Genomic DNA, 13,198 nt, shown 5'->3' with positions numbered 1-13,198 from the left:
GCGGCATCCGGCGTGGGCGCAGCGCTCACTGTAACTGCCGGTCGGCCCCGGGACACCGGGAACGCCGCAACGGGCACCGGACCGACAACCCACAAAGCAACACGATCCCACACTTGTTCTTTGTGGGTTCTGTGGGTAGTGTTCCGGGCAACGCGGCACCCGGCACCCCCGTCGGCCGCCTCCGTCCCTCCGATGAAGCAGGTGGACCGATGTACGCCAGAGAGCGCCAGCGCCGGATCCTCGACGCACTCTCCCGCACCGGCCGGGTGACCGTCACGGAGCTGGCCGCGCAGTTCGAGGTGACCACCGAGACCATCCGCCGCGACCTCGACCAGCTCGCCGAGCGGGCCCTGCTGGTGCGTGTCCACGGCGGCGCCGTCCCCCGCCGCACCGCCGAGGTCGAACCCGACCTCACCTCGCGCCGGGTGACGAACGTCGAGGCCAAGCGCCGCATCGCCGTCGCCGCCGCGGCCCTGCTGCCGGCCGACCCGCAGGCCGCCGTGCTGCTGGACGCCGGCAGCACCACCGCCGAGCTGCTCCCCCACCTGTCCGGGCGGCGCGGCCCCGTGATCACCAACGCCCCGGCCATCGCGCAGGGCGCCCTGGTCCACACCGATCTCGCGGTGCACGTGCTGCCCGGTCGGGTCCGCCCCACCACCGAGGCGGCCGTCGGCTCCTCCACCGTGCAGGCGCTGCGCCCCCTGCACCCGGAGGTCGCCTTCCTGGGCTGCAACGGAGTGGATGCCGAGGGCTTCATGACCCCCGACCCCGATGAGGCCGCGGTCAAGACCGCGATGGTCCGCGCTGCGGGACGGCGGGTGGTGCTGGCCGACTCCACGAAGATCGGCGCCCGTCACCTGGTCACCTTCGCCGCCCTCACCGACGTGGACGTGCTCGTGACCGACGCCGAGCTCCCCACCGAGCTCCGCCAGCGCCTCCTCGACTCCGGGATCGAGGTCCACCTCGCATGATCATCACCCTCACCGCCAACCCCTCCCTGGACCGCACGGTGGACCTGGGCGGCCCGCTCACCCCCGGCGGCGTGCACCGCATCGGGGCCGAGAGCACCCAGCCCGGCGGCAAGGGCATCAACGTCGCCCTCGGGGTGCACCGCGCCGGCCTGCCCGTCCTGGCCGTGCTCCCCGCCGCCCCCTCCGATCCGCTGCTGGAGCTCCTGGAGGCGGCCGGGCTCCCGCACCGCAGCTGCACCGTCGCAGGCCGGGTGCGCACGAACCTCACCGTGCTCTCCACCCCGCAGACGACCACGAAGCTCAACGAGCCCGGCGCGACGCTCTCCCCCGCCGAGGTCACGGCGCTCGAGGAGCTGCTGCTGGGTGCTGTGGCCGCCGGCGACAGCGTCATGCTCTCCGGCTCCCTCGCCCCGGGCCTGCCGACGGACACGTACGTGCGCCTGGTCCAGTCGCTCCAGGGCATCGGAGCCCGGGTCGGGGTCGACACCTCCGAGTCGCCGCTGACCGCGCTGGCCGCCGCGCTGCCGGGCACCGCCCCGGACTTCCTCAAGCCCAATGCGGAGGAGCTCGGGCAGATCGTGGGGACCGACGGCGTGCTGCTGGAGCAGCAGGCCGCGGCCGGGGAGCTGACCGGGGTCCGGGATGCCGCCCTGGACCTCCACCGCCAGGGCGTGGGCGCCGTGCTGGTGACCCTGGGCGCCGCCGGTGGCCTGCTCGCCACCGACGGCACCGCCTGGTACTCCCCGTCCCCGGCCGGTCCGGTGGTCTCCACCGTCGGCGCCGGGGACTCCGCGACCGCCGGCTATCTCATCGCCCGCGAGCGGGGCGAGGATCCCCGCGAGCGCCTCGCCCGGTCCCTCGCCTACGGCACCGCCGCCGTCGGCCTCCCCGGCACCACCATCCCCCGCCCCGACCAGGTCCGGCCCGACGCAGAGCGCGTCATCCGGCTCTGACCTCCCGCATCCCGCAGTCCCTCGTCCTGCTGCCGCGGGGCGGGCCCGTTCGAAGGAGAACCCATGTCCGGTCCCCTGATGACCCCTGAGCTGGTGCGCCTCGAGGTCGACCCTCCCGGCGACAAGCTCGCCGTGATCGGGCTGATGGCCGATCTCATCGCCGCCACCGGCCGCGCCGACCGCGCCGGTCTCGAAGCCGGCCTGCTGCAGCGCGAGGAGTCCTTCGCCACCGGCATGCCCGGCGGCTTCGCGATCCCACACTGCCGCACCGATGCCGTGCAGGAGGCCGCCCTCGGCGTCCTCCGCCTGGCAGAGCCCGTGGACTTCGGCGCGGCCGACGGCCCCGCCGACCTCATCATCGGCATCGCCGCCCCGGCCGGCACCGATGATCAGCACCTGCAGCTGCTGGCCCAGCTCTCCCGGGCCCTGATCCGCCCCGAGTTCCTCGCCGAGCTGCGCGCGGCGACGGCACCGGAGCAGGTCTCCGACCTGGTGATGGGCGTGCTCGAGCCCACGGAGGCTCCGGCGGCCGCTGCGGCCGGGACGGCGACCTCGGCCGGTGACGGCGCGCCGGGCGATGCCCCCGTGCTGCTGGCGATCACCTCCTGCCCCACCGGGATCGCCCACACCTACATGGCGGCCGAGTCGCTCGAGAACGCCGCGAAGGACAAGGGCGTCACCCTGCATGTGGAGACCCAGGGATCCGGCGGGGTCACCCCCTTCACGACGGAGCAGATCGCCGCGGCGAGCGCGCTGATCGTCGCCGCGGACGTGAACATCTCCGGCCGTGAGCGCTTCGCGGGCCTGCCGCTGGTGGAGCATCCGGTCAAGCGGGCGATCTCGCACGGCCCGCAGCTGATCGACGAAGCGGTGGCCGCGGCCTCCGATCCCTCCGCCGCCCGGGTCTCCGCAGGCGGTGGGTCCGCAGCGGGCGAGGACACGGGCTCGGCGGGCAAGCAGTCCTGGCCGCGCCGCATCCAGGGCGCCGTGATGACCGGGGTGTCGTACATGATCCCGTTCGTCGCCGCCGGCGGCCTGCTGATGGCGCTGGGCTTCCTGATCGGCGGCTTCGACGTCGCCTTCGTCGCCCAGGATGTCGCGACCGGCTACTCCCTCTCCTCCCTGCCCGGCGCGCAGGAGTACGAGGGCGCGACCGGGATGCTGCAGACGGACCGGGCGGGCCTGGCCCTCTACCTCGGTGCGGTCCTGTTCACCCTGGGCAGCCTCGGGATGGGCTTCCTGGTCGCGGCGCTGTCCGGCTACATCGCCTTCGGCCTGGCCGGGCGCCCCGGCATCGCCCCCGGCTTCATCGGCGGGGCGATCTCCCTGGCCGTCGGCGCCGGGTTCCTCGGCGGCCTGGTCACCGGCCTGCTCGCGGGCCTGGTCGCGCTGTGGTTCACGACCCTGACCCCGCCGCGCTGGCTCGCGGGCCTGATGCCGGTGGTGATCATCCCGCTGGTGACCACCCTGGTGGTGGGCGGTCTGATGCTGCTCTTCCTCGGGCGTCCGCTGGCTGCGCTGATGACCACGCTCCAGGACGCCCTGACCGGCATGTCCGGCTCCTCGGCGATCCTGCTCGGCGTGATCATCGGGCTGATGATGTGCTTCGACCTCGGCGGTCCGGTGAACAAGGCCGCCTACCTCTTCGCCACGGCGGGCCTCTCGCAGGGCACCGAGGCGGCCTTCGAGATCATGGCGGCCGTGATGGCCGCGGGCATGGTCCCGCCGCTGGCGATGGCGCTGTCCACGGTGGTGCGCCGTCACCTCTACTCCCCCGTCGAGCGGGAGAACGGCGCCACCGCGTGGCTGCTGGGCGCGGCGTTCATCACCGAGGGCGCGATCCCCTTCGCCGCGGCCGACCCGCTGCGCGTGATCCCCTCGATGATGACCGGCGGCGCCGTCACCGGCGCGCTGATCATGGCCTTCTCCGTCGGCTCGCAGGCCCCGCACGGCGGCATCTTCGTCGCCTTCGCGATCTCCCCGATCTGGGGCTTCCTGCTCGCGATCCTCGTCGGCGCCCTGGTGGCCGGCGCACTGGTGACCGTGCTGAAGGAGGTCGGGCAGCGCCGCCAGGGCGCCCTCGCCTGATCAGCGCTCCCGCCGCGCGCGGCGGGCGATCCCCGGGAAGCACCCCGCCGCGGCGGGGTGCTTCCGTATGCTCGGCCGTGGCACCGAAGGCCCTGCGCAGCGCGGCGGTGCAGCGGCACGGGGCCCGGACCACGGGGCCAGGACACAGCGGAGCGCAAGGGGGCGTCGATGCGGGACAGCGGGATCTCGAGGCAGCTCCTGGCCGGACCGGGGCCCGTCCTGGCCGAGGGGACGCTGGGGCACATGCCCGCCTACGGTGCCGCGCACCTGAGCATGCTCGTCCTGCTCGTGGTGGCCGCGGCGGCACTGGTCCGCTGGGCCCGAGACAGCGACCGTGACCGGGTGGAGCGGAGGCTGCGGGTCACGGGCTGGGCGCTGCTGGCCAACTCCGTGCTCTGGACCCTCTGGGGGTTCATGCCCTGGGCCTGGAACCTCGACGAATCACTCCCGCTGCACTACTCCGATGCGCTGCGCTTCCTGCTCCCGATCGCACTGATCACCCGGGTGCCCTGGGCGATCGTGGTCAGCTGGTTCTGGGGGCTGACGCTGAACCTGCAGTCGGTGCTCACCCCGGACGTGAACTACTTCGTCTGGATCCCGCTGGAGTTCGTCGAGTACTGGATCGCGCATCTCAGCGGGGTGCTCGGTCCCGTCGTGCTGGTGTGGGGGCTGCGCTTCCATCCCACCTGGCGCGGCTTCGGCCTCGCCTTCGCGGTCACGGCGGGCTGGGCGGCGATCGCCGTCACCGCGAACGCCCTGACCGGTGCGAACTACGGCTACCTCAACCGCGCTCCCGAGGGCGCCTCGATCCTCGACCTGCTCGGCCCGTGGCCGCAGTACCTGCTTCTCGAAGCGCTGCTGATCGCGGCGGTGTGGGCGCTGATGACGCTGCCGTGGGTGCTGCTGGACCGGCGCGCCGGGACCCCGGCCCTCGGCCGGGCCTCCCTGATGCGCCGGCCCGGCGCCGCTCAGGCGAGCAGCTCCACCTCGGCGAGCCGCAGCGGGCCCTCGGAGGTCGTGATCACCAGGCGGTGATGCAGGCACGGTCGCGGCGCGGAGATCTCGAAGGGTCTGGTCTGGCGGCGCCACCGGAATCGCTGTGCGGAGCGCGCATCGAGCGTCGTCCAGCGATGGCCGTCGTCGGAGCCCTCGAGCCGCCAGGCGATCGGGTCCGCGCCGGCGCGGGCGGAGGAGGTGAGGGTGAGGAAGCGGGCCTGCTGCGGCTCTCCCAGCACCGGCAGCTCGATCACGACGCCGGCGGAGTCGAACTCCTGCTCGGTGCGGGAGTCGTCATCGCGCAGGGGGTCACCGGGATCGGTGGCGAACAGGTCCCGCAGCGGCTGCGGTCGTTCCCCGGGCGCGCTCGGCGAGGGCGGGATCCCGCCCCAGCCGGTGGGCTCCGCCGCCACCCGCAGGTGCAGCCGGCCCTGCAGGTCGGCGTGGTCGATCCAGGAGTCATGATGCTCGCGGCCCTCGACGGTCATGCCGGTGATGCAGGTGTCGCCGGGATCCTCCGCCTCTCTCGTCACCGAGAAGGGCGCCCCGCCCAGGGGGCGCACGGTCGCTCGCGGGAACAGCGGGGCCACCAGGTGGTAGCGGCCGGTCCCCAGCTGCAGCGGGTACAGGCCCAGCGCCGTGAGCAGCCACCAGGCGCTCATCTCCCCGTTGTCCTCATCCCCCGGGTAGCCCTGGCCGATCTGCTCGCCGACGAACAGCCGCCGCTGCACCTCGCGCACGATCCGGGAGGCCTCCTCGGGGGCGCCCACGTGGTGGAAGAGGAAGGGGATGTGGTGCGAGGGCTGGTTGGACATGCCGAACTGCCCCATCCGCACCGCCCGGGCCTCCACCATCTCGTGGATCACGTCCCCGTAGCTGCCCGGGAGGTCCGCCCGCTCGGGGGTCGCGAAGAACTGCTCGAGGCGCCCGCGGAGCATCTCCCGGCCGCCGTACAGCGTCGCCAGCCCCTCCCCGTCGTGCGGGACGTGGAAGGCGAAGTTCCAGCCATCGGTCTCGGTGTAGTCCCCGCCCCACACCCGCGGGTCGTACTCCGCCGGGCTCTGCGCGAAGCCGCCGTCCCGTCGGCGCCCCTGGAAGAACTCGATCGCGGGGTCGAACAGCAGGGGGTAGTTCAGGCTGCGGGCGCGCAGGTAGTTCGCCTCCTCCTGCAGCTGCGCCGCCGCCTGCTCCTGCCCGTCCTCGGCAGCGCTCGCGGCGAGCAGCTCGGCCTGGGCCGCGAGGCCGACATCGTTGAGGTGGGCCTCCAGCGTCCAGGAGACGGACTCCGCGGTGTCGGTGTCGACGTAACCGGTGAACACCGCCCGCTCGTTGCCCCTGCGCCCCACCTCCGGGACGGGCGGGGCGACGGTGGCGTTGCGCAGCCCGGCGTCGTAGGCGGAACGCGCATCGGGCAGCGGCACGCCCTTGACCTGCAGGTCGGCGAAGGCGATGTCGCTGCTGGTGCCCGTCATGCAGTCCGCATAGCCGGGCGAGGACCAGCGGGCGATCCAGCCGCCCTCGCGGTACTGCTGGACGAAGCCGTCGGCGAGCTGCGCTGCCAGCTGCGGGTACAGCAGTGCATAGGCGGGCCAGGCGGTGCGATAGGTGTCCCAGAAGCCGTGGTTGACGAAGAGCGTGCCGGGCAGCACCTGCGCATCGCTGCGGCTGTCGGTGGCCTCGCCCTTGACCGGCAGCACCGGGCTCGCGTGCACCGGCTCGGGCCGGGCCAGGGTGCCGGCGTTCTCCCAGTGGGAGCTGGGGTAGAGGTTCAGCCGGTAGAGGTTGCCGTACAGGGTGCGACGCTGCGCGGGGGTGGCCTCGGGCGCGTCGATCACCTGCAGGCGCTCGGCCCAGGCGGCGTGGGCGGCGAGACGGATCTCCTCGAAGGAGCGGCCGGCGAGCTCCTGGGCGAGGGTGCGGCGGCCCTGGGCGAGCCCGAGATAGCTGGTGGCCAGGCGCACGGTCACCCGCTCGGTGCCCGGAGCGAAGGTGAGCACGCTGCCGGTGCTCCCGCTGCGGGCCTGCTCCACGGAGACCGGAGCCGGCTCCACCTCGGCGACCACGTACATGCGCCTGGCCCCGTCGGCGCGGGCCTGGCCCTGCGCGGTCGAGGAGTCCACCCAGGCATGGACCCAGCCGTCGAACACCGCTCCGGAGGCGTCGAGGCGGGAGTGCTCGTCGACCCCTTCGAGCAGCAGGTGGCCGGCGTCGGCGTCGGTCGGCAGATCGATCTCGCAGATCGCCCCGTGGTCCGTCGGTGCCAGCCGCAGCGTGGTCCCTCCGTCGAGCCGGACCTCGTACAGGTCCGGCCGCGCCGTCTCCTGGTCGTGGTCGAAGCCTCGTGCCCGGGCCGCCGGTGCCGTGTCCGGGGCGGCGCCCAGCAGCGGCATCAGCAGGAACTGGTTCCGGTCCCCCATCCAGGGGCTGGGCTGGTGGGAGACCGCCATCCCCTGCAGGCGGGGTCGATTGTCGGCGCCGTTCGCGCGGTGGTACTCGTACAGCCAGTTGCGGGTGCGGGCGTCGGTGGCGGGGGTGAAGAGCGCGAAGCCGTTGGGCATCGCCGTCAGCGGCAGCGTGTTCCCGCGGGAGAAGTCGCCGGAGGCATGGGTCCCGCGACGGGTGTCGACCCAGGCCACGGGGTCCGTCAGCGGCGGGTCCGCCGGGCGCGGCGCGAGGTAGGGGCCGTCGATCCACCCGGTGAGCTCCGGGGCGTCCCGGTGCGGCTCCTCGAGCTCCTCGAGCAGATCGCCCTCGGGGTCCGCCGGCGCCTCCAGGACCAGCTGCACCTCGGTGACGGTGCGGCCGGCGAGGGCCGCGAGGTCGATCTGCACGTCGTTCCACTGATCCGGATAGAGGATCGCGCCCTCGCCGAGACCCTCCGCCGTGGCGAGGGTCCCGTACTGGTCGCGGGGCGCGTGCTCGGACAACCGGGTGCCGTCGTCCAGGACGAGGTCGACCGCGACCCAGGTCGCGCCCCAGGTCTGGTCGGCATCCAGCACCGGGTGCACGAACCAGCGGAGCATGTCACCGGGGGCGATCCTCCGCCCGCGCAGGTCCTCGGCGCCGGCAGGGGCCGGCAGTCGGATCTCGCACCGCTCCCCCGCGGTGCCGGTGAAGCGCACGGCCGACGGGGCGAGGAAACCCGCTGCGTCCTTGCTGGTCGGTGAGCCGACGGGGCCCGGGTCTGCGGTGGCGATCATGGGGACAAGGCTATCCACAGCCCGGGCCTCGAGCGGCGGGACAGGCCCGATGAGGGGGACCGCTCCCCATCGCGCCCCGCGATCTGGTGGGGAATACTGCAGCCGTACCTCGCACCACCAGGTGCGCCGCGCACCGCCCTCGGGAGAGTTCCATGGTTCACGCACCGGCGCCGCAGGGGCGTCCGATGCCGTCCGCGTCGGGACGGCCGAAGCGTCCGCTGTGGCACTGGCTGCTGCTCGGCGGCGTGGCCGCCGCCGGACTGCTGATGGTGGCCGCCTTCGCGATCTACATCGGGTTCCAGGTGCTGACCCGCGGCAATCCGCAGACCACCCTCGAGGACTTCTACGCCTCGCTCGAGAGCACCGACTGCGAGCTGTTCACGGAGTCCACGACCGAGACGTTCCGCGAAGCGACCGGGCTGACCAGCTGCAGGAGCTTCGAGGAGAACCTGGGCGACATCAGCGCCGTCGAGTACCAGGTCGACGACCGGATCAACCGCCAGGGCTACGCGATCTTCGCCGTCACCGAGACCTATACCGACAACGGCGAGGAGGTCGAGGTCGAGCTGCGCTACTACGTGCGCCGCATCGACGGCCAATGGGATCTCGACGCCATCGAGCTGGTGCAGGAGGGCACGGAGCCGATCACCTGAGCGCTCCCGCCGCGCCGCCGGGACGGCTGCTGTCCCCGGAGCGGTCCCGCGGCGGTGCGTCCTGCCGATGGCTGCGGCATCGCGCCTGGTAGGACTCGGCGCCACCGACCTGGGCGGCGGTCGCCTCCAGCGCCGAGGCGCCATCGGCGACCAGACGCACATGGAAGGCGGCGTCGGCCCCGCAGACCGTGCAGACCGCGGTGAGCTTCACGACCTCCTCGGCCATCGCCATCAGGGTGGGCAGGGGCTCGAAGGGGCCGCCGTCGTAGGTGAGGCACAGTCCGGCGGCCTCCACCTGGATGCCGGCCTCCAGCAGCGCCTCGATCGCGGGGACCAGGGCCGGGCCGAAGAACTGCGCCTCGTCGAGGGCGACGATGTCGGGAACTGCGGGCGCACCGGCGCGGTCCGCCCCGGCCGGGACCCGCAGCTGCTCGGCGCGCTCGAGCATCCGTGCCGGTGTGCTGCGCCCGGCATGCGTGCTCAGGCGATCCGTGCCCCTGCGCGAGTCGAGACGGTGTCCGATCACCTCGACCGCGAGACCTGCCAGGCGGGCCCGGTGGACCCTGCGCAGCAGCTCCTCGGTCTTGCCGGCGAACATCGGACCTGCGATCACGTGCAGTCGTCCTGCCTCCATGGGGCGCATGGGACGAGGCTACTCGCCGCCTGCCCACCGCGCCGGGAAGCGTGATGAGTACCGTGGACGGATGAGCACTCGGCGCCCCTCCCCGCTGGCCGGCCGCAAGCCCACCAGGAACGATCTGACCGCGTTCGCGACCCCCGATCCGGACGCGATCGACGACGTGCTGCCGGATCCCGCCGGCCGCGACGGCGATGCGCCGCTGCGGCTGCTCATCGTCGGCATCAATCCGGGGCTCTGGACCGCGGCGGTCAATGCCCCGTTCGCCCGGCCGGGCAACCGCTTCTGGCCCTCGCTGCACCGCGCCGGGCTCACCTCCCGACCGGTCGATGCATCCCGCGGCCTGGACCCCGAGGACGAGCAGGACCTCCATGCCCGCGGCATCGGGATCACGAACATGATCGGCCGCGCCACCGTGCGCGCCGACGAGCTGAGCCGCGAGGAGCTGCGCCGCGCGGGTGAAGACCTGGTGGCGCGGGTGTCCGCGCTGCGGCCGGGGACGGTCGCGATCGCCGGGATCACGGCCTTCCGCACCGCCTATGCGCTGCCGAAGGCCCACCTGGGCCTGCAGGATCCGGCAGAGGTGACGGGATGGCCGGTGGACGTCCCCCTGTGGGTGGTGCCGCAGCCGAGCGGGCTGAACGCGCACGCCAACATCGCGTCCCTCGCCGCCACCTGGCGAGACGTGGCCCGCACGGCAGGAGTAGCGCACCGGGACGAGGACTGACGGCCGACGGGGCGGTCGCGGGCACCGCTGCGGACCCGGCCGCCGGCCCGATGGCGGACCCGGCGACCGGCCCGGCGGCGGGGCCGAAGAACGCCCGGCGCTTGCGGCGACCGACCCCGCGTGGAAAGGTTGAGCGGACCCAGGCGGGGCGACGACGCTGAACTGGGCGTCGATCCCCGCGCGACGAACATGCTGGAGGTCCCCCTGTGAAACTGCCCTGGCTCACCCCCCTCCTCGACCAGGCCGGCCCCTTCCTCTCGGTCCATCTCGACACCACCCGGACCGATCCCTCCGCCGCCACCCAGCTCGAGGCGAGGTGGGCGCAGATGCGCTCCCGACTCGCAGCCGACGGCGCCCCGCAGGAGCTGCTCGCGCAGATCGAGGAGTCCGTGCTGACCCCGTCCTCCCTCGGTGGCCGGCAGGGACGGTCGATCTTCGCCACGGACACGGAGATCCTCGTGGACCGGGTGCTGCCGGCCCCGCCGCTGCAGGAGTCCGCACACCGCGGGGAGTTCCCGCAGCTGCTGCCGCTCCTGCGACTGATCCCCTTCGCCGTCAGCCAGCTGCTGATCGTGGTCGATCGGGCGGGCGCGGACCTGCACCTGCGCTCCGCGGAGAATCCCTCGATCAGCCATGGCCCGAACGGTCTGGGAGAGGACTCGACGGTCGAGGGCGGGCACGACGTCCTGCACAAGGCGAGCGTCGGCGGTGGTCCTCAGCACGGGTGGCGCGCGGACAACTTCGAGGCCCGGGTCGAGGATTCCTGGGAGCGCAACGCCGACGCCGTCGCCGGCTCCGTCGAGAAGATCCTGCGCGAGCGCCAGGTGGACATGGTGATGCTCAGCGGCGATGTGCGAGCGATCGGTCTGCTGCGCGAGGCCCTGGGTCGGGAGACCAGGGACCGTCTGATCGAGGTCCAGGGCGGCAGTCGCGGCGTCGCGCTGGATCGGGGCCCGTTCCGGGAGGAGCTGAACGCCGCCACCGACGCCTTCATCGCGGCCCGCCAGCAGGAGCTCGCCGAGCGGTTCCGCGAGAGCCAGGCCCGCGACGGCGCCTCCGTCGGCGGGGCCGCCGAGGTCGGCCAGGCCCTCGCCCGCGGGCAGGTCGAGGAGCTGGTCCTCGTCAGCGGGCACGAGCCCGCCGGGATCGAGGAGCTGCTGCGCTCGGCGCTGGCCACGGATGCGTCCATCTCGGCGCTCGAGGAGGACACGCTCGGGATCCCCGAGGGCATCGGGGCGCTGTTGCGCTGGCGCGACGGATCCACCCCCTCCAACAGCATCGGTTCGATGTCCGGGGACTCGCGCCGCGAGTGATGCCCCTCGGGGCAGCGCCGAGGATCATCGACGGGTCGGTGCCGGGGACGGCGCCGACCCGTCGACCGTTCGGTGGGGGTTCTCGACCGCACCGTCGCCGCGCAGGATGATGAGGAGGCGGGCCCACGGCACCGCGGATCCGACGAGATCAGGAGGGATCATGCCCGAGGCATGGAAGCGGAAACGAGAGCGCCAGTACCAGCACGTCAAGGACGGCCAGCTGGACAAGGGCGTCTCACAGGACGAGGCGGAGGAGATCGCCGCCCGCACCGTGAACAAGACCCGCGCGCAGGAGGGCGAGGCGGAGGAGGCGAGCCGCACCTCGGTCGAGGACGAGTCCCCCGCGCAGCGCGGCGGCCGGCGCTCCCACTCCGGGGCGGAGGGACGCACCAAGGAGCAGCTCTACGAGGATGCGAAGCGCCAGGACGTCGAGGGACGCTCGTCGATGACCAAGGAGGAGCTGCGCGAGGCCGTCGAGGACCGGTGAACCGGGAACGCTCCCCGGCCGGGCCTCCTGAGTGCCCGTCCCGGAGCTGCCGGCAGCCTCGGCGACGGCAGCAGGGTCGCTGACCCCTCCCGTCAGCCTCGTCGACGGCGCTCCGCGGAGCGTCCTCCGGGCACCGTCCCGTCGCCCTCGGGCGGGTCCGTCCGCGACACGGAGCGCACGGCGAGGATCAGCAGCACCTGCGCGGTGATGTAGGTGGCCATCACCCACGTCTCGTGGGCCGGGAGGGTGAGCACCCCGAACGCGCGCAGTGCGATCAGCGCATCGGAGAGCACGAACAGCGCTCCCCCGAGACCGCCGCGCCGGCCCATTCCGGTGGCCAGCACCGCCATCGCGCCGATCGCGGCCGCGTACACCGTGACGGTGGGCAGCAGCGAGCCGGCGCCCGGCGCGCACAGCACGATGATGCTCACTGCCACGGCGAGGTAGGGCAGCACCTTCAGCGGGCTGCGCAGCACCGAGCGGCCCCGTCGCGGCCAGAAGGCGAGCGCGAACACCAGCTGTGCGACCAGGAAGCTGCCCAGCATCCCGAGGAATCCGGGCTCACCACCGACGAAGCGCGGGATGACGTCCCCCAGCCAGGAGAACCCCAGCGCCACCAGTGCCAGGCGCACCATCAGGGGGCGCGGGGCGGTGGTGCCCGCCCACAGCGCGGCGGCCAGCAGCGGCATCAGCAGCACCTGGGTGAGGCCCGCGAGGGGCACGTTGCCGAGCAGCTGTGCCGCCAGGTGCACGAGCGCGATCCCGCACAGCAGCGCCCCGCAGAGCGCAGACGCGGACGCCGCCGCGGCGCGGACGCTCCGGTCTCCGCCGGCCCGGTCGATGCTTCGTCGCATGAGCCGAGCGTATGCCGAGCGGCGCGGGAACGGCTGTCCCGCTCCGGGGCCGCCCTGGATCCGCCCGCGGAGGCCTGAGGCGCGGGGAGCACTGGGTCACGCCCGGCGCGCACCTCGGTGACCGGGGCCACACGCGGGAGGCGGCTCACATCCCGCGTCCACGCCCACCGGAACGGCCCCATCCCCGCCGGTCACGGAATGATAACGGTCGCTGGCGGTTCCCCCGTCGCCGCAGCGGAAGGTCAAATCTCCGTCAGCACCCGCTCAAGGTGCTTGCCGACAGGGGGTGCACGGCCCCTACGGTGGCCGACGTCGAGGC

Annotated in this window: 11 protein-coding genes; 8 read left to right on the top strand and 3 right to left on the bottom strand. The window is 73.5% G+C overall.

Annotation, left to right across the window (positions count from 1 at the left end):
* The first annotated feature begins 209 nt into the window (after positions 1-209).
* The 4 genes from CFK38_RS07795 (at position 210) to CFK38_RS07780 (ending at position 5,047) form a co-directional block, all read left to right on the top strand.
* Positions 210-971: a DeoR/GlpR family DNA-binding transcription regulator gene (locus tag CFK38_RS07795; RefSeq protein WP_096802568.1), complete on the top strand. Its 762-nt coding sequence runs from the start codon at positions 210-212 to the stop codon at positions 969-971.
* The gene (locus CFK38_RS07790; protein WP_096802567.1) at positions 968-1,924 is read left to right on the top strand and encodes a 1-phosphofructokinase family hexose kinase; all 957 of its coding nucleotides are present in this window, start codon (positions 968-970) and stop codon (positions 1,922-1,924) included. The genes CFK38_RS07795 and CFK38_RS07790 overlap by 4 nt, the downstream gene beginning before the upstream one ends.
* A gap of 63 nt (positions 1,925-1,987) precedes the next feature.
* On the top strand, positions 1,988-4,012 hold the full coding sequence (locus CFK38_RS07785) for a PTS fructose transporter subunit IIABC (protein WP_096802566.1): 2,025 nt from the start codon (positions 1,988-1,990) through the stop codon (positions 4,010-4,012).
* 168 nt (positions 4,013-4,180) lie between these two features.
* On the top strand, positions 4,181-5,047 hold the full coding sequence (locus CFK38_RS07780) for a YwaF family protein (RefSeq protein ID WP_245851261.1): 867 nt from the start codon (positions 4,181-4,183) through the stop codon (positions 5,045-5,047).
* On the opposite strand, the gene CFK38_RS07775 is transcribed toward CFK38_RS07780, so the two are convergent.
* Positions 4,981-8,208 carry a GH92 family glycosyl hydrolase gene (locus CFK38_RS07775; protein ID WP_096802565.1) on the bottom strand — a complete coding sequence of 1,076 codons (3,228 nt, stop codon included), beginning with the start codon at positions 8,206-8,208 and terminating at the stop codon, positions 4,981-4,983. The two genes, CFK38_RS07780 and CFK38_RS07775, sit on opposite strands and share 67 nt — an antisense overlap.
* A gap of 185 nt (positions 8,209-8,393) precedes the next feature.
* Between CFK38_RS07775 and CFK38_RS07770 the strand changes: the two genes are divergently transcribed.
* Positions 8,394-8,861, top strand: coding sequence for a hypothetical protein (locus tag CFK38_RS07770; RefSeq protein WP_157773409.1), 468 nt, complete (start codon positions 8,394-8,396; stop codon positions 8,859-8,861).
* Here the strand turns inward: CFK38_RS07770 and CFK38_RS07765 are convergent.
* Positions 8,854-9,504: a thymidine kinase gene (locus tag CFK38_RS07765; RefSeq protein ID WP_096802563.1), complete on the bottom strand. Its 651-nt coding sequence runs from the start codon at positions 9,502-9,504 to the stop codon at positions 8,854-8,856. The two genes, CFK38_RS07770 and CFK38_RS07765, sit on opposite strands and share 8 nt — an antisense overlap.
* 61 nt (positions 9,505-9,565) lie before the next feature.
* Here CFK38_RS07765 and CFK38_RS07760 point away from each other — a divergent pair, with 61 nt between their 5' ends.
* The 3 genes from CFK38_RS07760 to CFK38_RS07750 all read left to right on the top strand — a co-directional run bounded on the left by CFK38_RS07760 (position 9,566) and on the right by CFK38_RS07750 (position 12,025).
* The gene (locus CFK38_RS07760) at positions 9,566-10,225 is read left to right on the top strand and encodes a mismatch-specific DNA-glycosylase (protein ID WP_096802562.1); all 660 of its coding nucleotides are present in this window, start codon (positions 9,566-9,568) and stop codon (positions 10,223-10,225) included.
* 206 nt (positions 10,226-10,431) lie between these two features.
* Positions 10,432-11,538 carry a baeRF2 domain-containing protein gene (locus CFK38_RS07755; protein WP_096802561.1) on the top strand — a complete coding sequence of 369 codons (1,107 nt, stop codon included), beginning with the start codon at positions 10,432-10,434 and terminating at the stop codon, positions 11,536-11,538.
* Positions 11,539-11,698: 160 nt separating this feature from the next.
* A complete protein-coding gene (locus CFK38_RS07750; RefSeq protein ID WP_096802560.1) occupies positions 11,699-12,025 on the top strand; it encodes a plasmid stabilization protein in 327 nt (108 codons plus the stop codon).
* Between the two features lie 92 nt (positions 12,026-12,117).
* On the opposite strand, the gene CFK38_RS07745 is transcribed toward CFK38_RS07750, so the two are convergent.
* Complete coding sequence (locus CFK38_RS07745) at positions 12,118-12,879, bottom strand: lysoplasmalogenase (protein WP_096802559.1); 762 nt, start codon at positions 12,877-12,879, stop codon at positions 12,118-12,120.
* Positions 12,880-13,198: the final 319 nt, after the last annotated feature.

Source organism: Brachybacterium vulturis, assembly GCF_002407185.1.
Taxonomy (GTDB): Bacteria; Actinomycetota; Actinomycetes; order Actinomycetales; family Dermabacteraceae; genus Brachybacterium; species Brachybacterium vulturis.
Note: the sequence above shows the minus strand (reverse complement) of the source record. Positions and strands in the feature narration are given on the sequence as shown.